Below are 19021 nucleotides of genomic sequence, written 5' to 3'. Positions count from 1 at the left end.
CGAGGGAATCATGAAGCTCAGTTCGACTCAGGTGGCCGCGGAGCGAAGTGGAGCGGACGCATGAGTAAGCACACATTGTCTGTGCTCGTGGAGAACAAGCCCGGTGTGCTGGCGCGCGTGGCGGGGCTGTTCTCGCGGCGCGGGTTCAACATCGACTCGCTGGCGGTGGGGGAGACCGAACACCCCGAGGTCTCCCGCATCACGGTCGTCGTCAACGCCGACGAGCAGCCGCTGGAGCAGGTCACCAAGCAGCTCAACAAGCTGGTCAACGTGCTGAAGATCGTGGAGCTGGAGCCCAGCACCGCGGTGCAGCGCGAACTCCTGCTGGTGAAGGTCCGGGCCGACCGTCCGGTGCGCTCGCAGGTGCTGGAGACCGTGGAGCTGTTCCGGGCCAAGGTCGTGGACGTGGCCCCCGACGCGCTCACCATCGAGGCGACCGGCACCGCGGAGAAGCTCGACGCGCTGCTGCGCGACCTGGAGCCGTACGGCATCAAGGAGATGGTGCAGTCGGGCCTGGTCGCCATCGGGCGCGGCTCCCGCAGCATCACCGCCAACCCGGCCCTGCGCCTGGCCGCCTGACCACCCACCGGCGCGCCTCGCCGCCCGAGGCGGGGACAAGACGATCAACTGGTGGGACGCGGCACGGCCGCGTGCACCGACCGCCGGGGGTCGGGGCGAAGATGCCCTGGCCCGGCGAGTGACCTTGAGAGGGAACGAAAAATGGTTGAGATCTTCTACGACGACGACGCGGACCTGTCCGTCATCCAGGGCCGCAAGGTCGCGGTGATCGGGTACGGCAGCCAGGGTCACGCCCACGCGCTGTCCCTGCGCGACTCGGGCGTCGACGTGCGCGTCGGCCTCAAGGAGGGCTCGAAGAGCCGGGCCAAGGCCGAGGAGCAGGGCCTGCGGGTCGTCACGCCGGCGCAGGCGGCGGCCGAGGCCGACGTCATCATGATCCTCGCGCCGGACACCGCGCAGCGCTTCATCTATGCCGAGTCCATCGCCCCGAACCTGACCTCGGGCAAGGCGCTCTTCTTCGGCCACGGCTTCAACATCCGCTACGGCCTGATCACGCCGCCCGCGGACGTGGACGTCGCCATGGTCGCCCCGAAGGGCCCCGGCCACCTGGTGCGCCGCCAGTACGTCGACGGCAAGGGCGTGCCCTGCCTCATCGCGATCGAGCAGGACCCGACCGGCGGCGCGCAGGCGCTGGCGCTGTCCTACGCCAAGGCGATCGGCGGCAGCCGGGCCGGCGTCATCAAGACCACCTTCAAGGAGGAGACCGAGACGGATCTCTTCGGCGAGCAGGCGGTCCTCTGCGGCGGCGCGTCCGCGCTGGTGCAGGCGGGCTTCGAGGTGCTGACCGAGGCGGGGTACACCCCCGAGGTGGCGTACTTCGAGTGCCTGCACGAGCTGAAGCTGATCGTGGACCTGATGTACGAGGGCGGCATCGCCCGCATGCGCTACAGCGTCTCCGACACCGCCGAGTACGGCGACGTCACCCGCGGCCCGCGCGTCATCGACGGCCGGGTCAAGGAGGAGATGAAGCGCATCCTCGGCGAGATCCAGAACGGCGAGTTCGCCCGCGAGTGGGTCGCCGAGGACGACAACGGCCGCCCCAACTTCACCAAGCTGCAGGAGCAGGGCGCGGTGCACCCGATCGAGGAGACCGGCGCCAAGCTGCGGGCCATGATGAGCTGGGTCGACCGGCCGATCACCGAGACCGCTTAAAGACTTTCCTCTCCCATAGGTGTCCGGCCGCGCAACCATGCGGCCGGGCTTACCGGGCCGTGCCCAGGCGATCCCTGGGCACGGCCCGGTTTTTTCTGATCATGTCGTTTCGCCCGGTCAGCGCTCTCCGGCCCGCGCGCTGTGTTCTTGACCGGTTCCAGAGACGGCCGGAAACGGACTGAGCAGCACGAACGTGAGTACCGTCACGCGGTGGCTTCGACATGCGAAGCCCCCGTCAGCCCGTAGCATCGCGGGGGTAGGGCCCGACACGCAGTGCGGCGATCCGGGCTGAAGTCATCCAACTCTCTCCGTGAGGCAAGCTGTGACTCCCGTCGTTCTCATTGCCGAAGAACTCGCTCCCGCCGCGCTCGACGTGCTGGCGCACGACTTCGACGTACGTCACGTCGACGGCACGGACCGGGCGGCACTGCTTGCCGCGCTGGCCGATGCCGACGCCGTGATCGTGCGCAGTGCCACCCAGATCAACGCCGAGGCCATCGCCGCCGCGCCGCGTCTGAAGGTCGTCGCCCGCGCGGGCGTGGGCCTGGACAACGTCGAGGTGCCCGCTGCCACCGCCCGTGGCGTGATGGTGGTCAACGCGCCGACGTCCAACATCGTCTCGGCCGCCGAGCAGGCCATCGCACTGCTGCTGGCCGTCGCCCGCAACACCGCCTCGGCGTCTTCGGCGCTGAAGAACGGCGAGTGGAAGCGCTCGAAGTACACCGGCGTCGAGCTGCAGGGCAAGACCGTCGGCGTGGTCGGCCTGGGCCGCATCGGCGTGCTGTTCGCGCAGCGCATCGCCGCGTTCGGCACCCGCCTGATCGCGTACGACCCCTACGTGCAGCCGGCCCGTGCGGCCCAGCTGGGCGTACGCCTGGTCGGCCTGGAGGAGCTGCTGCGCGAGAGCGACTTCATCTCGATCCACCTGCCGAAGACCCCGGAGACCGTCGGCCTGATCGGCGCGAAGGAGCTCCAGCTCGTCAAGCCCGACGTGCGGATCATCAACGCCGCGCGCGGTGGGCTGATCGACGAGGACGCGCTGGCCGAGGCGCTGGCCGAGGGCCGGGTCGCCGGCGCCGGCATCGACGTGTACCTCAAGGAGCCGTGCACCACCTCGCCGCTGTTCGCGTTCGACAACGTGGTCGCCACGCCGCACCTGGGCGCGTCCACGAACGAGGCGCAGGACAAGGCCGGTCTGGCCGTGGCCAAGAGCGTGAAGCTGGCCCTGCAGGGCGAGTTCGTGCCGGACGCGGTCAACGTGCAGGCCGGTGGCGTGGTCGCCGAGGAGGTGCGGCCGCTGCTGCCGCTGGCGGAGAAGCTGGGCAAGGTCTTCACGGCCGTCGCGGGCGGCGTGGCCGCCGGGGTCACCGTCGAGGTGCGCGGCGAGATCGTGAACCAGCACGACGTGTCGGTGCTGAAGCTGGCTGCCAGCAAGGGCCTGTTCAGCGCGATCGTCGAGGAGCAGGTCACCTATGTCAACGCGCCGCTGATCGCGGCCGACCGCGGGGTCGAGATCGACCTGACCACCAACCCCGAGGCCAACGAGCACAAGAACCTGGTGACGGTACGCGGCGCGCTGCCGGACGGGCGCACCGTCTCGGTCGCCGGGGCTGTCGTCACGCACGGCCTGCGCGAGCAGATCAAGCTGACCGAACTGGACGGTTTCGACCTGGAGCTGGACGCCGACGGCAACCTGCTGTTCTTCCGCTACCAGGACCGGCCGGGTGTGGTCGGCGCGGTCGGCACCGTGCTCGGCGCGGTGGGCGTGAACATCGCGGCGATGCAGGTGGCCCGGCGCGAGGCCGGTGGCGAGGCGCTGATGACGCTGACCGTCGATTCGCCGGTCGCGGCGGACCTGCTGCAGCGGGCCGCCGAGAACATCGGTGCGGTGTCGGTCAGCGCGGTGGATCTCACCGAAGAGTGAGCACGCGCTTGCATAGCGTGTTGTTCGCTGGGTAACCTGCACAGGTGTCCACTGCGGACACGTTCGTCGCACGTCCGGGACGGGTCTTCGGGTGACCCCTGCCGAAGCGGGTGACGAGCAGCCAGACGAGCACGATCGGCCCGGTGAGCTGTTGCCGCAGCTCACCGGGCCGACTGCATGACGGATGCCGGTAGCTTGCGGTGACCCGTCACGATGATCGCCATGCGGTCCCGGTTCAGGACTGAACGTGCCTGGTCGTGCGGCCGGTTCCTCAGTGTGTGGAAGCAGGTGCCTGGGCGTCGAGGAAGGCGCCGACCGGGCCGACGATGCGCGGGTCGCGGAGGACCCGGCGGTGCCCCAGGCCGCTCGTGATCATCAGCTGCGATCCCGGATAGGCCTCGTGCATCCGCCGGGCGTGGTCGACGCCGACGACGTCGTCATCGGTGTCGTGCACGATCAGCAGCGGGATCGTCAGCGCCTCGGGCTGGAACGTGCTGGAGAAGCGCTGCCACAGGTCGGCGACGCCGATGTCGCGCACCGACTGCACGCGCAGGTGCTCGGCCAGCGCGGGGCGCAGGCGCAGCTGGCGAGTGAACTCGGTGATGAGGTGCTCGAACTCGGCCGGACCACCGACCGCGACCAGGCGACCGGCGCGCAGCCCGGTGCGCAGCGCGTGGAAGGCGCAGGGGACCCCGAAGGAGTGGGCGACGATCGCCGCGAAGTCGCCGTGGCGTTCCTGCAGCAGGCGCATGATGCGCTCGTACTGGAGCAGGTTCGTGGAGCTGCCGCCGGAGTCGCCGTGGCCGGGCGCGTCGAAGGTGACCGGGCTGTATCCCCGGTCGAGCAGGTCGGCGACAATGCCCGCGAAGCGGGAGCCGCGCGAACTCCAGCCGTGCACGAGCAGCACCGGCCGGCTGCCGTCGCCCCAGCGGTAGGTGGCGACCTGAACACCGTCGAGATCGACCTGTCCGACCGTGGCGGCCGCGTGCACGTCCTGCTCGCGGTGGTGGACCGCGGCGCGGCCAGCCGGGCGGAAGAAGAGCTCGTACGCGACGCGGCGGGCGAGTGGCGGGGCGACGACGGCTGCGGCGTTGAGGAGCCGGCCGGTCACGAGGATCGCTGCCTTCATGACGGCAGGCTAGCAATGAATAAGAACGATCGGTCGGTTAGTTATCTCACAGCGCTGGACACACTGCCGTCGCGCGCCTGGTGGCGGCCGTAATCCGGCTGCGAAGGGCCGGGCCGTGGCAGCATTCCGGCATGAGTGAGTCGTCCCAGACGGAGATAGTCATCGCACCGGTCGGCCTGGAGCACCTGCGACAGATCCTGGACCTCGGCTACCGGGTCTTCGACACGACGGTGAAGCCGTACACCTCCTGGTCCCTGACCGCCGTCGCGGAGCACCTGGACAGCGGCGACAGCGCGTGCTGGGTGGCCCTGGACGGGACCATTGTGGTCGGCTTCGTGCTCGGCTCGCAGACGTTCGAGCTGCGCGACGACTGGGGCTATCTGGAGTGGATCGCGGTGGATCCGGCATACCAGGGCCGGGGCATCGCCGGGCGGCTGGTCGACGCGTGCTGCGAGGCGCTGTTCGCGGGCGGGGCGAGCCGGGTGGTGACCGACGTCGAGTCGTCCAACAGCGCCTCGGCCACGCTGATGTCGCGCAACGGCTTCGCGCCGGCGGTGACGGTGACCCTGTTCGTGCGCAGCAGCCAGCCCGGCGAGGAGCCCGGCCGGGCCGTACGCGGCGTGTCCAAGCGTCCCCTGATCCGTAGCGGCCGCCTGCTCGGCGACCACCGCAACCCGTGACGCATATTCCACATTCTGGAACGGATGTACCGTTGGGTGGGAGCGGGGCTTAACGTTCGGTAGACATGTGGGATGAGCGGAAGCGGTAGGGAGCGGGCTGGCATGCGCATCGCGGTCGTGGCGGGTGACGGGATCGGCGCCGAGGTGGTGGCGGAGGGGCTCAAGGTCCTCGACGCGGTGCTGCCGGGCGTGGAGACGACGCCGTACGACCTCGGCGCGGCGCGCTACCACCGGACCGGTGAGGTGTTCCCGGACTCGGTGCGCGACGAGCTGGCCCAGCACGACGCGATCCTGCTCGGCGCGGTCGGCGACCCCACCGTGCCGCCGGGCGTGCTGGAGCGCGGCCTGCTGCTGAAGCTCCGCTTCGACTTCGACCAGTACGTCAACCTGCGCCCGTCGCGGCTGTGGCCGGGCACCACCGGCCCGCTGGCCGGGGTCAAGCCGGGCGAGATCGACTTCGTGGTGGTGCGCGAGGGCACCGAGGGCCTGTACGCGGGCGCCGGTGGCGGCCTGCACCGGGGCACCCCGGCGGAGATCGCCACCGAGGAGAGCCTGAACACCCGCCACGGCGTGGAGCGCGTGATCCGTGACGCGTTCGCGCGGGCCGGCAACCGGGCCCGCCGCAAGGTCACCATGGTGCACAAGACCAACGTGCTGACCCACGCGGGCGGCCTGTGGGCGCGCACCTTCGCCGAGGTGGCGAAGGAGTTCCCGGACATCGCGACGGAGTACCAGCACGTCGACGCGGCGGCCATGTTCATGGTGACCAACCCCCAGCGCTACGACGTGATCGTCACCGACAACCTGTTCGGCGACATCCTCACCGACATCGCGGCCGCCGTCACCGGTGGCATCGGCCTGGCCGCGAGCGGCTGCATCAACCCGACCCGGGCCTATCCGTCGATGTTCGAGCCGGTGCACGGTTCCGCGCCGGACATCGCGGGCCAGGGCAAGGCCGACCCCGTGGCGGCGATCCTGTCCGTGGCGCTGTGCCTGGAGCACCTGGGCCACCCCGATGAGGCCCGCAAGATCGAAGAGGCCGTCGCGACCGAGCTCTCCGGACGCACCGGCGAGCCGATCCGCACCGCCGAGGTCGGCGACCGGGTATCCGTACTCGTAGCATGACCGCAGGGCTCCGGTCCGTGCGGTGACCGGGGTGGATGAGTACAAACTGCCCAGGTCATCGGCCGGGCTGGGGTTGAACGACCGTTAGAGGTAAGTTTTCCCCCAGATCCCGCAACGATGGAGGGCAGCGCGCATGAGCGGCGGTGGCACGATCGACTTCGAGATCCGTGAGAGTTCGCAGCGGGTATCGGCCACGGAGCGCGAGGCGCTGCTGGCCAATCCCGGCTTCGGGCGGATCTTCACCGATCACATGGTGACCATCCGGTACGCCGAGGGCAAGGGCTGGTACGACGCGCGCGTCGAAGCGCGGGCGCCGATCCCGATGGACCCGGCGACCGCGGTACTGCACTACGCGCAGGAGATCTTCGAGGGCATGAAGGCCTACCGCCGGGCCGACGGCCGGGTCGGCTTCTTCCGCCCCGACGCCAACGCTCGCCGGTTCGCCGCCTCGGCCCAGCGCATGGCGATGGCCCCGCTGCCGGAGGAGCTGTTCCTGGACTCGATCCGGCAGCTCGTCGGCATCGACCAGGAGTGGATCCCCACCAGCGCCGAGGGCAGCCTCTACCTGCGCCCGTTCCAGTACGCCAGCGAGGTCTTCCTCGGCGTGCGCCCCGCCCGCGAGTACCTGTACTGCGTGATCGCCTCGCCGGTCGGGCCGTACTTCTCGGGTGGGCTCAAGCCGGTCACCATCTGGGTGTCCGACGACTACACCCGGGCGGCCCCCGGCGGCACCGGCGCGGCCAAGTGCGGCGGCAACTACGCCGCCTCGCTGCTGGCCCAGGCGCAAGCCGCGGAGAACGGCTGCGACCAGGTCGTCTACCTCGACGCCGTGGAGCGCAAGTACGTCGATGAGCTCGGCGGCATGAACGTCTTCTTCGTGCGGGCCGACGGTTCGATGTTCACGCCGGAACTCAACGGGTCGATCCTGCCCGGCATCACCCGCGACTCGATCATCCAGCTCGCCCGCGAGCAGGGCCGCGACGTGCAGGAGCGCCCGGTCACCATCGACGAGTGGCGTGACGGCGCGCGCAGCGGCGAGATCGTGGAGACGTTCGCCTGCGGCACCGCCGCCGTGCTGACCCCGATCGGCACCGTGCGCGGCGTCGACGGCGAGTTCAAGCTCGGCGACGGCGGCACCGGCCCGGTCACCGCCGGCCTGCGCCAGTCCCTCGTGGACATCCAGTACGGCCGCGCCGCCGACCCGTACCACTGGACCACCACCCTGTAGCTGGTCAAAGGAAGGGCACCTTCTTAACGCTCCGCGTTGTAGAAGGTGCCCTTCTTAGCGCCTGGGGTGGCGTCACATAGCAGATCGCCGCCGGGTGTGGCGGTTATCCACAAGCACGGCTCTGTCCACAGGCGGCACGGCACGACCGCTTGTCCGGCGACGGACCTGCGATGACCCTGCCGTGCATGACTTCCGACCCCGCTGCCGTGCTGGACGAGCTGGCGCACCGCCAGCAGCAACTGCTCACCCGTGCGCAGGTGCTGGCTGCCGGGCACACCGACATGATGATCTACCGCCGGATCCAGACCGGCCGCTGGCAGCGCGTGCTGGCCGGGGTCTACTGCGTGCACGGCGGCACCCTCACCGACGAGCAGCGCCGCGTCGCCGCCGCCCTGTATGCCGGCCCCGACGCACAGATCACCGGCCCCAGCGCGCTTACCTGGTACGGCTTCCGGGCACTGCCGCCCGCGCCCGAGGTGAACCTGCTCGTCCCGCACGCGACCCGCTGCCGCTCCAACGGCTTCGCCGTGGTGAAGCGGGCGCTGACCCTGGACCACCGCGCCCGCCACACCGACCTCTACCGGGTGGTCAGCCCGGCACGGGCGGTCATCGACACCTGCCGGGAACTGCGCGAACTGCGCACCGTCCGAGCGGTCATGGCCGAGGCGGTGCAGCGCTTCCGGGTCCCGCCGAAACGGCTCGACGACGAGATCCGGCGGGCCGCCCGCAGCCGTACCGCGGTGGCGCGCAAGGTCCTGGCCGAAATCGCCGGTGGCGCGCGTTCGGCTCCGCAGGCGCAGGAGGACTGGGCGCGTTCCCTGGAACGGCACAACGTGCTCGGCCGGCACGGTGTCCAGGTGCTGCACTTCACGCCCTCGTTCGTGGCAGGTCAGCCGGACGAGGTACGCCGGATCGTCGCCGAGGCCGCGACCCTGAGAAGAGGGTTCCGCACCAGCGTGCGCGTGGTGCGGAGTCAATAAGGCGCCCTTCCGCTGATGGCGATGAGCAGAGCTGCTGCTCGTCTCGCTGACGCGAGCCGACGATGCCCTTCCTTCGCCTTCAGCGGGTGGGGCGGTGGGTGCTGGTGGGGCGTGATCCCGAAGGGCGGGAACCGTGCGGACGGGTGCCTGCGGGTCGGGTGCCTGCCCAGCGTGCTACGGACGATCGTATGACCCCAAATTGGGACTCGACGTGCGCCAGGTGCCGTTCTACGTTGTCAGGTGCCATGTCGGACCTCCTCGATACCTCACCTAACGACCGCGCTGCCGGGCGGTCGCTGCCCGGTGTGCGTCACCGGGCGGGTTCGAGGGGTGGCAGGACTGCTGTTCAGACGGCTCGGCGCAGGGTCGGGGTCGGCTTGAGCGCGGCGGGCCGGGGCAGAGCCGGCGGGGCCAGCCGGCGGCGGGCGGTGACGGGCAGGTCCAGGAATGAGGCGTCGAGCGCCACCAGAGCCTGGACGAGGGACTGCTGGAACTCGTCGGGGTCGGGCAGCTGCCAGCCGATGCTCTGCGGCGACACGCGCCAGCGGATCGGGCCGTCGGGCAGCACCGTGGGCGGGACGGGGATCCACGAGCCGAGCGAGTGGCGCACCACGTCGATCCGGTGGTCCAGTTCCGGGGCGAGCGTGCCGCCCGAACGCATCAGGAACATCCAGCTGCCCCCGGCGGTGACCGCGACGGGTCCGCGTACGCGGCCCGCGGACGTCGCCCGGCCCGGCCCGGTCGGCGGCCCGCAGACGGCGCGCGAGCCGAGCAGCGCGGGCACCTCCAGCACGTCGAAGGCGTGGCCGGTGGGCAGCAGCAGCGCGTGCGGGCGCTCGCTCCACCACTCGTCGAGCTGGCCGGACCTGGTGCTCGACCGGCTCTCCCAGTCGTCGTACAGCGGGTGGCTGCTGGTGGCGAAGCAGTTCGTGCGGTCGCAGGCCATGCGCCGGCCGTTGAAGTATCCGCCCGGCGTCACCGCCCAGCCGTGGTCCGCGAAACGCTGCGCCGCCAGGCGCAGCCGCCGCCGTAACAGGCCTCTGCCGAACGGCGCCTGTGGCCACCGCATGAGTCCGACCCCCTCTTCCGGGTTAAGGGAGTCGATCCTAGAGATCGACATCCGCAAAAGCCGTCACCGACGCGTCGAGTCGTCGTTACATCGACAACAGTCCAGAGCAAACGTCTGAATGCATTGTCCAACTGCAACTTGCATCTGAAGATACGAGTGTCAGACCGGATGTGGGCGCACAGACTGTGCGACTCGGTCAGACCGACCCGATGAGGGGAGGGCTGGAGGATGGACGAGCTGCCGATAGGGCGCCGGGTGTCGTACTGGCGCAACCGCCGGAAGATGTCGCAGCAGGTCTTCGCCGACCGCCTGGGCAAGTCGAAGAGCTGGGTGGACAAGGTCGAGCGCGGCGTGCGCCGGCTCGACAAGTTCTCCGTCGTGTACGAGATCGCCGACGTGCTCCAGCTCGACGTGCAGCTGCTGCTGGGCAAGGACCCGGAGCGCCGCCCCGACAGCATGAACTGCATCGACCAGATCGAGGTCGCCGAGATCCGCTCCGCGCTGGAGCGCTACGACCAGATCAGCGCGTTCTTCTACGCGGCCGCCGAGCCGCCGCCGATCGCGGAGATGCGCAAGGCCGCCCTGCACGCCTGGCAGACCTGGGAGCACGGCCGCTACGGCGTGCTGGCCCGCGCGCTGCCCAAGCTGCTGCGCGACGCGCAGGCCGCCGACACGGCATACGTCCACTCCGACGACTCCCGCGAGGCCGCGCACCTGCTCGGCCAGGTGTACCAGCTGGCCTCCTCGGTGCTGCGCAAGCTCGGCGAGCTGGACCTGAGCTGGCTGGCCGCGGACCGCTCCATCGCGGTGTCCCAGCGCGCGGGCGACCAGCTGCTCGCCGGGGTGGCCACCACCCGCGTGGCGAACGCGCTGCGCGCCCTGGGCCGGCACCGCGCGGCGCTCGAGGTCAACGTCAACATCGCCAATCGGCTCTGCCCGACGCCGGGCCAGACCGCCGACGACCAGCTGTCGGTGTACGGCTTCCTGCTGCTGCAGGGCGCGATGGCCGCCTCCTGCATCGGCGACAGCGCGACCATGCGCGACCTGCTGTCCGCGGCCCAGGAGGCGGCGGCGGGGCTCGGCGGCGACAAGAATCACTACTGGACCAGCTTCGGCCCGACCAACGTGCTGGTGCACCGGGCCGCCGCCGCGGTCGAGCTGGGTGAGGGCGGCCTGGCCATCTCCATCCACGACGGGCTGGACCAGACCGCGTTCAACGCGCTGCTGCCGGAGCGGCGGGCCCACCACTACCTCGACATGGCCCGCGGCTTCGCCCAGGTGGGCGACGTCGAGCGGGCGGGCGAGATGCTGCTGGAGGGCGACCTGCTGGCGCCCGCCGAGATCCGCTGCCGGCCGATCGCGCACGAGGTGCTCAGCGACGTGCTGCGGCGCACCCGCGGCACGCCCACCGCGGCGCTGGCGGAGCTGGCGGAGCAGATGGGGGTGGGCGTGTGAGCGGCTTCCCGACGCCGCCCGCCACCACGGGCGAGGAGGTGGCGGTGTGAGCGACGCGGCGCGGCCGGCGGGCAGGCCGGTGCTGTACGTCATCGCGTGCGGCTCACCGGTGACGCGTGACGTGGGGCTGCTGGTCGGGCTCGCGCAGGAGCGGGGCTACGACGTCTGCGTCGTGGTCACGCCGGACGGTCGCAAGTTCGTCGACGTCCCGGCGCTCGCGGCGTCGACCGGCCACCCCGTGCGCAGCACCTACAAGAACCCCGGCGATCCCGACGTGCTCCCGTCGCCGGACGCGCTGATCGTGGCGCCCGCGACGGTGAACACCGTGAACAAGTGGGGCGCGGGCATCGCGGACACGCTCGCGCTGGGGCTGATCGTGGAGAGCCAGGGCAAGGGCCTGCCGATCGTGGCGCTGCCGTTCACGAACGCGGCGATGGCCCGGCACCCGGCGTTCCAGGAGAACATCGTGCGGCTGCGCGGTTGGGGCATCACCGTGCTGTACGGCGACGACGTGCTGAAACTGCCCGCCCCCGGCGAGGGCGACGCGTACCGTCACGAGTTCCCGTGGTCGCTGGCCCTGGACGCCGTGGAGAAGCTCTGCCCGCCCGGCGCGTGAGCCGCCCGCGCCACGAGGCCCGCCGCCCGTTGCGCAGTAGTCTGTCCGGGTGACCTGGACTGTCGCGTCTTTCACCGAGTTGCTGGACAGCGAGTTCCCGCCGCGGTGGGCGGAGCCGTGGGACCGCGTCGGGCTGGTGACCGGGCGTCCCGAGCAGCCGGTGACGCGGGTGCTGGCGGTGGTGGACGTGCTGCCGACCACCGTCGCCGAGGCGCTGGACACCGGCGCCGACATGATCATCGCCCACCATCCGCTGCTGCTGAGCGGCGTCTCCTCGGTCGCGGCCACGACCTACCAGGGCCGGATCGTGCACGACCTGATCGGCAACAGGGTGGCGCTGTACGTCGCGCACACCAACGCCGACGTGGCCAGGCCCGGCGTCAGCGACGCGCTCGCCGACCTGCTCGGCCTGACCGACACGCGGCCGCTGCGGGCCACCGAGGACGGCCGCGGTTTCGGCCGGATCGGCCGCCTGCCCGCGCCGTGCACCCTGGGCGAGTTCGCGCACCTCGCGGCCGCCGCGCTGCCGGTCGCGAGCTGGGGGGTACGCGTCGCGGGCGACCCGGCACGGCCGGTGTCGACCGTGGCGGTCTGCGGCGGCTCGGGCGACGAATTCATCCCTGACGCGGTCGCCGCGGGCGCCGACGTCTACCTGACCGGGGACCTCAAGCACCACCGCGTCGCGGACCTGCTGGCCGCGGCAGGCCCGGCGCTGGTCGACGCGGGCCACTACGCCACCGAACGGCCCTGGCTGACGCCCCTGGCCGCCTGGCTGCGTGCGGCGAGCGGACTTGAGACCATCGTCTCCGACACCACGACCGATCCGTTCGGTTTCCACGCGTGCGCGACACTTGACCCGGTCGCCTGATCGTGGCCTTTGACAACTGGACAACCGCGAGAGAAGGAGTGCCGACGTGAAGGCCGACCCGAAGGATCAGCAGCGGTTGCTCGACCTGCAGGCGATCGACACCACGCTGCAGCAGCTGGCGCACCGGCGCAAGAACCTGCCGGAGATCGCCGAGCTGGACGTGCTCGGCAAGGCGATCGGCCGGCTGGAGGACGAGCGGGCTCGCGCCGAGGTCGACGTCGACGACCTGGACCGCGACATCGCCCGGCTGGAACGCGAAGTCGACACCGTGCGCCAGCGCCAGGCCAAGGACCAGCAGCGCCTCGTCGACGGCCGGCTGCCCGCGCGTGAGCTGACCGCGCTGGAGCACGAGATCGGCTCGCTCAAGCGGCGGCAGGGGGAGCTGGAGGACGCCGAGCTGGAGCTGATGGAGAAGCGCGAGACGTCGCAGGGCGCGCTCGACGCGGTCGACGAGAAGATCTCCGTCGCCCGGGAGAAGCGCATCGCCGCCGAGAACCGCCGGGACGAGGCGATCTCCGAGATCACCAAGGAGGCGGAGTGGAAGCAGAACGCCCGCCGCCCGCTGGCCGCCGATCTGCCCGGCGAGCTGGTCCAGCTGTACGACAAGATCCGTGAGACGTCGGGCGGGCTCGGCGCGGCCCTGGTCCAGCACGGCCGCTGCGGCGGCTGCCGCCTGGAGCTGTTCGGCGCGGACCGCAACCGGGTCAAGGCCGCCCCGCCGGACGAGGTCGTGCGCTGCGAGGAGTGCCGGCGCATCATGGTCCGCACCGCGGAGTCCGGCCTGTGACCATCGGAAAGGTCATCATCGAGGCCGACGGCGGGGCGCGCGGCAACCCCGGCCCGGCCGGGTACGGCGCGGTCGTGCGGGACCCGGCCAGCGGTGAGGTGCTCGCCGAGCGCGCCGCCGCGCTCGGGGTGACCACGAACAACGTCGCCGAGTACCGCGGGCTCATCGCCGGGCTGCAAGCGGCCGCCGAGCTGGGCGCGTCGCAGGTCGAGGCCCGGATGGACTCCAAGCTGGTGGTCGAGCAGATGTCCGGCCGCTGGCAGATCAAGCACCCGGGCCTGCGCCCGCTGGCGGCCGAGGTCGCCACGCTGGTGCGCAAGTTCGACCAGGTCACGTACACGTGGATCCCGCGCGAGCGGAACCGGGCCGCCGACGCGCTGGCCAACGCGGCTATGGACGCCGCGGCCGGAAAGGGCGGATCGGCCGCCGGGAGCCTGGACGGCGAGACGGCGTTCGGCATCGTCACGGCGTGGGACGCCGACGCCTTCCCGATCGTCGCCGATGCCGGTGAGACGGCGTCCGGCGCGGCGGCGGGCTCCGGCGAAGGGTCGGGCCGGGCCGCCGGGTCGAGCACCTCGACGGGCTCCGGAAAGGGCGGCTCCGGGCGCGGAGCCGAGACTGCCGCGACAGGGCGGCCGCGCGAGGACTGGGCTCCCCGCACGTCCCCGGCGACCCGGCTGGTGCTGGTTCGGCACGGCGAGACGGAGCTGACCGCGCAGAAGCGCTACTCCGGCCGCGGTGACGTGCCGCTGTCGGCCATCGGGGAGGAACAGGCGGCAGCCGCCGGACGGCGGGTCGCGGGGCTGCGCCCCGACCGGGTGGTCAGCTCGCCGCTGAGCCGGTGCAAGGCCACCGCGGCGGCGATCGCGGCGGCCGCGGGCGGCATCCCGGTCAGCGTGGAGAACGACCTCATCGAGTGCGACTTCGGCGTGTGGGAGGGCCTGACCTTCGGCGACGTGCGCGAGCAGTACCCCGCCGAGCTGGACGCCTGGCTGGCCTCGACCTCGGTGGCGCCGCCCGAGGGCGAGTCGTTCCAGCAGGTCGCCAAGCGGGTGCGCGGGGCGATGGGCAAGCTGCAGAAGGCGTACGAGGGGCAGACCGTCGTCATCGTGTCGCACGTCTCGCCGATCAAACTGATCCTGCGGGACGCGCTCGCGGCGGGCGACGCGTTCCTGTACCGGCTGCTGCTGGACCCGGCCGGCGTCTCGATCGTGGACGTGTGGCCCGACGGCGGTGTCTCGGTGCGCTCCGTCAACGACACCGCCCACCTCCTCCCGCCCACCCCCTGACCTGCACAGCGTCACGCCAGGCGTTGACAAGGGCACCTTTTACAACGCAGAGCGATGTGCAGGTGCCCTTCCTTCGCTCTAGGCGAGGGTGAAGCGGACGACGCGTTTGACGGGGTCGGCCTGGGTGAGGCGGACGGTGATCTGGTCGCCTGCGGTGAGTTGGCCGTCGCAGCGGGCGCGGACGGCGGGCTCGGTCAGGGCCACCGTGCCGCCGGGCTTGCCGTGGTTGGTGTCCAGCACCGTGGCGGGGAAGGTCTCGCCGATACGGTCCGCCAGGATGGTCGACTCGACCAGGTCGATCGCGCCGCGTTCGGCGGCCGACGAGACCCGGTCGGTGCCCGACATGACGGCGGGCAGCTCGGGCAGGGCCGCGGCAGCCCAGGTGGGCACCTCGCGGCCGTCGTGCAGGGCCAGGCACACCTCGGTGACGTACCGGTCGGCCAGGCGGCGCAGCGGGGCCGTGACATGGGCGTACGCCGCCGCGACGGCGCTGTGCTCGGGCTGCTCCGGCACCTGCCCGGCGAACGGCGTGTACCCGGCGCCGCGCAGCAGCTCGGCGGCCTCGTCGACGAACGCCGCATGCTTGGGCCGGGCCGGGTCCAGCCCGGCGAGCACCTGGCCCACGGTCATGCCGTCGGGCCAGTCCACGCCCAGGCCCTTCGCCGCGATCCGCAGCCGGGCCACCGCCTCCGGGTCGGGGCCGGGCATGGTGCGCAGCAGGCCGATCCGGCCCGCCAGCATGATGTCCGCGGCCGCGCGGCCGGTCAGCAGCGAGATCTGGGCGTTCCACTCCTCGGCGGGCAGCGGGGCGCGCAGGCGCAGCTGCCAGCCGTCGCCGTGCGGCTCGATCTCCTGCTCGGGCATGGGCAGGTTGATCGCGCCGCGCTCCAGGCCCCGCGCGACGAGCAGCCGGCCCAGTTCCGGCAGCAGCGCGATCGGCTCGGCGAGCACACCTTTGTCCACATCGGCCTGCACACCCTCATAGGCGAGCTTGGCGCGGCTGCGCACCCGCGCCCGCTGCAGCTGCACGCCGACGGTGTCGCCGTCGGCGGAGACGTCGATCGTCCACACCACCGCGGCCCGGTCCACGCCGGGCAGCAGGCTGACCGCGCCCTCGCTGAGCACCGGCGGGTGCAGCGGCACCTTGCCGTCGGGCAGGTAGATCGTCTGCCCGCGCCGCCAGGTCTCGGCCTCCAGCGGGCTGTCCGGCGCCACGTATGCCGCGACGTCGGCGATGGCGTAGTGCACCCGGTAGCCGCCGTCGCGGCGGAACAGGCACACCGCCTGGTCGAGGTCGCGGGAGCCGGGCGGGTCTACGGTGACGAAGGGCAGGTCGGTGCGGTCGGCGTCGGGCAGTTTCACCTCGGTGGCGGCCGCCTGCGCCTGCGCCTGCGCGGCGGGCGGGAAGCCGTCGGGCAGTTGCAGCTCGCGACGCAGCGCGGTGAAGTCGATGGCCTCGGCGTGCAGGCGGCGGTATGCCATTGGTCATTCTTACCAGGTGCCCGCGGGCCGCGGCCCCGCCCGTACGGGCGGCTTCGCGTTCCGGGGACGGCGATTCGGTGCCATCCGCAGGTCACGCCGTGGATGACACCGATCAGGGCGGCGCTGCCCCGCTAACGCATGGCTTTGCGGGCCATCTTCTTCATCGCCGTCTTGCGCATGGTCGTCTTGCGGGCCGGGGCGGTCTTCGCCATCGCCTTGCGGGCCGGTGCGCTCTTGCGGGCGGTGGTCGCCTTCTTGAGCGGGGTCACCTTCTTGGCGGCCATGGCCTTCTTCGTCGTACTGCGGCCGGTGGCGGTCCTGCGTACAGCCGCAGTGATCTTCTTCGCCCCGGTCGCCCTGCGGGCGGGGGACGTCTTCTTCGCCACCGTGGTGGACTTGCGGGCGGTGGTCGTCTTGCGGACCGCGGTGACGCTCTTGCGCGCGGGCGCGGTCTTCCTGGCGGCCGTGGTCTTGCGGACCGCGGTGGTCTTGCGGGCCGTCGCCTTGCGCGCGGGTGCGGTCTTCTTCGCGACCGCTGCCTTCTTGACCGCTGTCGCCTTCTTGGCCGCGGTGGTCTTTCTGGCAGGCGACGCCTTCTTGGCGGTCGTCTTGCGCGCGGTCGTCTTCCGGGCGGTCGTCTTCTTGGCGGCGGCGGTCTTCCTGACCGCGGCGGTGATCGTCCGGGCACCCGTGCTGCGGGCAGCCGCCGTGGTCTTCTTGGCGGTCGCCTTCTTGGCCGTCGTCTTCCTGGCGGCGGTCGTCTTCTTGGCGGCGGTGGTCTTCTTCGCGGCCGTGGTCTTCTTGACCGCGGTGGTCTTCTTGGCGGTGGCCTTCTTGGCGGTGGCCTTCTTGGCCGGGGACGTCTTCTTGGCGGTGGTCTTCTTCGCCGTGGTCGTCTTCCGCGCCGGTGCGGCCTTCTTCAGTGGCGTCGTCTTCTTGGCGGCGGTGGTCTTCTTCGCCGTCACGGCCTTCTTCGCCGCCGTCTTCTTCACCGCGGCGGTGAGCTTCTTGACGCCGGTGCTGCGCGCCGCCGCCGTGCTCTTGCGGGCGGTCGTCGTCTTGGCGGCGGTGGTCTTCTTCGCGGCCGTGGTCTTCTTGACCGCGGTGGTCTTCTTGGCGGTGGCCTTCTTGGCCGGGGACGTCTTCTTGGCGGTGGTCTTCTTCGCCGTGGTCGTCTTCCGCGCTGTGGTGGTCTTCTTGGCGGGCGAGGTCTTCCTGGCAGGCGCGGCCTTCTTCGCCGCGGCCGGCCGGCTCGGCGCCTTCTTGGCTACCGCCTTCTTGGCAGCGGCCTTCTTCGCTGGGGCCTTCTTCGCTGCGGCCTTGGCTACGGCCATCGCTTGTCCTCCTCACGGGAACGTCCTGCCGGAATGTCTCCGGCGGAACCGCGAAACAGCGGTGGCCACGGCGCTTTCTCCGCGCACTGCTGCTCCAGACATCACTGTGCGCCGCAAAAGGCACATGTGCTGGTGAAATCCGTAAAAAAGTCAAATTGCTATGAGTGCCGATGTGACCGCTCCACAGTGCACGTATCGCGGCATCCCTTGCCCCGCCGCTCTTTGCGGCACGCGGGGCGCAGGTCTAGCGGGGACCCGTCATCCCGGCCAACCGCGCCAGGATCGCCCGTTGCGGCTCGGTCTCCGGCACCGGAAGCCCTCGTACGGCGGCGATGGCGGCGATCGCGTCCACGGCGCTCGCCCCGAGCCGGACCAGGACCCCGCCTGCGATGACGGTCGCCCGGCCGATACCGCCGAAACAGTGCGCCAGCACGAACCTGCCCGCAGCCACCTCGTCGGCGAGCTGCCCGGTCAGTTTCCGGTAGGCGGTGAAGTCCGGCACGCCGAGATCGGGGATGGGGAAGGAGACGAAACGCATTCCGGCCGTACGTACCGCCTGCTCCTCGCCGCGTAGGTCGAGCCGGTCGTATTCCGGGCCGGTCAGCGCGGAGACCACCGTGTCGACCCCGTGCCGCCGCAGGCGCGCGACCTCGTCGTCCAGCCAGTCCCCGCCCGCCGGACGGGGCATCACCGCGAGCCTTCCCGCAGCGGGCCACTCGACGATGAAGGGGGTGCTGGGCATGCGGCGATTATGCCGGGCGGGACCGGGTCGTGGCGATGCCGTCGGCGCCGGGCAGGCGGTGCGGCCGGGTCAGCCGAGCAGCACCTTCACGACGGCCTCGCCGTCGGCGGCCGCGCGGTGGTAGAAGGCGGCCAGGCCCTCGGCGTGCCAGGCCAGGCGCTGCGCGAGCAGGTCGTCCCAGGGGCGGGTGGAGTAGCCGCGCAGCACCGCGGACAGCTCGCCCTCGCGCTGCGCGATCCACGACGACGGCTCGGCGTCACGCAGGAACTCCGATACCGAGCGGACCTCGCCGGTGGTGAGCACCCCGATCTCGTCGTCGGACGCCCCGGACAGGTCGACCGGATGCCACGCCCCGCCGGACACGACCAGGCCCGCCACCGGGTGGCCGGGCCCCTGGCTGCCCGCGAAGAGCACCTCCAGCAGCAGGTAGTGCTCGGGGACCGCGCGCACGGTGCCGTCGGCCAGCGCCCGCTCGTAGGCGGCGTCGTCGAACACCGGCGAGCCGTCCCACAGCCGGCGCGGCGAACCCGCCAGGTCCGACTCGGGCACCCGCTGCCAGTACATGTCGACGCCGGTCACGGC

General features: G+C 71.5%; 18 protein-coding genes. 12 read left to right on the top strand and 6 right to left on the bottom strand.

Translation table 11 applies throughout. From position 1 onward, the window contains the following. The first annotated feature begins 60 nt into the window (after positions 1-60). The 3 genes from ilvN (at position 61) to serA (ending at position 3655) form a co-directional block, all read left to right on the top strand. The gene (gene ilvN, locus F9C41_RS29875) at positions 61-579 is read left to right on the top strand and encodes an acetolactate synthase small subunit (protein ID WP_144120461.1); all 519 of its coding nucleotides are present in this window, start codon (positions 61-63) and stop codon (positions 577-579) included. Between the two features lie 141 nt (positions 580-720). After that, positions 721-1731: a ketol-acid reductoisomerase gene (gene ilvC, locus F9C41_RS29870; RefSeq protein ID WP_155390147.1), complete on the top strand. Its 1011-nt coding sequence runs from the start codon at positions 721-723 to the stop codon at positions 1729-1731. 322 nt (positions 1732-2053) lie between these two features. Then, positions 2054-3655: a phosphoglycerate dehydrogenase gene (serA, locus tag F9C41_RS29865; protein WP_155390146.1), complete on the top strand. Its 1602-nt coding sequence runs from the start codon at positions 2054-2056 to the stop codon at positions 3653-3655. Between the two features lie 271 nt (positions 3656-3926). On the opposite strand, the gene F9C41_RS29860 is transcribed toward serA, so the two are convergent. Continuing rightward, positions 3927-4784: an alpha/beta fold hydrolase gene (locus tag F9C41_RS29860; protein WP_155390145.1), complete on the bottom strand. Its 858-nt coding sequence runs from the start codon at positions 4782-4784 to the stop codon at positions 3927-3929. A 131-nt stretch (positions 4785-4915) separates the two neighbouring features. Here F9C41_RS29860 and F9C41_RS29855 point away from each other — a divergent pair, with 131 nt between their 5' ends. The 4 genes from F9C41_RS29855 (at position 4916) to F9C41_RS29840 (ending at position 8797) form a co-directional block, all read left to right on the top strand. Then, positions 4916-5464 (top strand): GNAT family N-acetyltransferase, encoded by a 549-nt coding sequence (locus F9C41_RS29855; RefSeq protein WP_155390144.1) that lies wholly within the window; start codon positions 4916-4918, stop codon positions 5462-5464. Positions 5465-5566: 102 nt separating this feature from the next. Continuing rightward, on the top strand, positions 5567-6589 hold the full coding sequence (locus F9C41_RS29850; protein WP_155390143.1) for a 3-isopropylmalate dehydrogenase: 1023 nt from the start codon (positions 5567-5569) through the stop codon (positions 6587-6589). A 133-nt stretch (positions 6590-6722) separates the two neighbouring features. Further along, positions 6723-7817 (top strand): branched-chain amino acid aminotransferase, encoded by a 1095-nt coding sequence (locus tag F9C41_RS29845; RefSeq protein ID WP_155390142.1) that lies wholly within the window; start codon positions 6723-6725, stop codon positions 7815-7817. Between the two features lie 185 nt (positions 7818-8002). Beyond that, a complete protein-coding gene (locus F9C41_RS29840; RefSeq protein WP_155390141.1) occupies positions 8003-8797 on the top strand; it encodes a type IV toxin-antitoxin system AbiEi family antitoxin domain-containing protein in 795 nt (264 codons plus the stop codon). A gap of 346 nt (positions 8798-9143) precedes the next feature. Here the strand turns inward: F9C41_RS29840 and F9C41_RS29835 are convergent, their stop codons facing one another. Continuing rightward, the gene (locus tag F9C41_RS29835; RefSeq protein WP_155390140.1) at positions 9144-9866 is read right to left on the bottom strand and encodes a bifunctional DNA primase/polymerase; all 723 of its coding nucleotides are present in this window, start codon (positions 9864-9866) and stop codon (positions 9144-9146) included. A 228-nt stretch (positions 9867-10094) separates the two neighbouring features. Between F9C41_RS29835 and F9C41_RS29830 the strand changes: the two genes are divergently transcribed. From F9C41_RS29830 to F9C41_RS29810, 5 genes are read left to right on the top strand one after another with little or no spacing between them, the layout of a single operon-like run. Then, the gene (locus F9C41_RS29830) at positions 10095-11321 is read left to right on the top strand and encodes a helix-turn-helix domain-containing protein (RefSeq protein ID WP_155390139.1); all 1227 of its coding nucleotides are present in this window, start codon (positions 10095-10097) and stop codon (positions 11319-11321) included. Between the two features lie 46 nt (positions 11322-11367). Continuing rightward, positions 11368-11937 carry a flavoprotein gene (locus F9C41_RS29825; protein WP_155390138.1) on the top strand — a complete coding sequence of 190 codons (570 nt, stop codon included), beginning with the start codon at positions 11368-11370 and terminating at the stop codon, positions 11935-11937. Between the two features lie 49 nt (positions 11938-11986). Beyond that, the gene (locus tag F9C41_RS29820) at positions 11987-12805 is read left to right on the top strand and encodes a Nif3-like dinuclear metal center hexameric protein (RefSeq protein WP_155390137.1); all 819 of its coding nucleotides are present in this window, start codon (positions 11987-11989) and stop codon (positions 12803-12805) included. A gap of 46 nt (positions 12806-12851) precedes the next feature. After that, on the top strand, positions 12852-13592 hold the full coding sequence (locus F9C41_RS29815; RefSeq protein ID WP_155390136.1) for a zinc ribbon domain-containing protein: 741 nt from the start codon (positions 12852-12854) through the stop codon (positions 13590-13592). Continuing rightward, positions 13589-14881, top strand: a complete 1293-nt coding sequence (locus F9C41_RS29810) for a bifunctional RNase H/acid phosphatase (protein ID WP_155390135.1) — start codon at positions 13589-13591, stop codon at positions 14879-14881. The genes F9C41_RS29815 and F9C41_RS29810 overlap by 4 nt, the downstream gene beginning before the upstream one ends. A gap of 78 nt (positions 14882-14959) precedes the next feature. On the opposite strand, the gene F9C41_RS29805 is transcribed toward F9C41_RS29810, so the two are convergent. From F9C41_RS29805 to F9C41_RS29790, 4 genes are all read right to left on the bottom strand, one after another. Then, complete coding sequence (locus F9C41_RS29805) at positions 14960-16363, bottom strand: RNB domain-containing ribonuclease (RefSeq protein WP_155390134.1); 1404 nt, start codon at positions 16361-16363, stop codon at positions 14960-14962. Positions 16364-16494: 131 nt separating this feature from the next. Next, positions 16495-17697, bottom strand: a complete 1203-nt coding sequence (locus F9C41_RS29800) for a hypothetical protein (protein WP_196280012.1) — start codon at positions 17695-17697, stop codon at positions 16495-16497. Positions 17698-17941: 244 nt separating this feature from the next. After that, complete coding sequence (locus F9C41_RS29795) at positions 17942-18439, bottom strand: phosphatase domain-containing putative toxin (protein ID WP_155390133.1); 498 nt, start codon at positions 18437-18439, stop codon at positions 17942-17944. A gap of 69 nt (positions 18440-18508) precedes the next feature. Beyond that, complete coding sequence (locus F9C41_RS29790) at positions 18509-19018, bottom strand: DUF1877 family protein (RefSeq protein ID WP_155390132.1); 510 nt, start codon at positions 19016-19018, stop codon at positions 18509-18511. Positions 19019-19021: the final 3 nt, after the last annotated feature.

Origin of the sequence: Catellatospora paridis, assembly GCF_009720365.1 — a bacterium.
Lineage (GTDB): Bacteria > Actinomycetota > Actinomycetes > Mycobacteriales > Micromonosporaceae > Catellatospora > Catellatospora paridis.
This window is presented reverse-complemented; position numbering and strand designations above follow the sequence as displayed.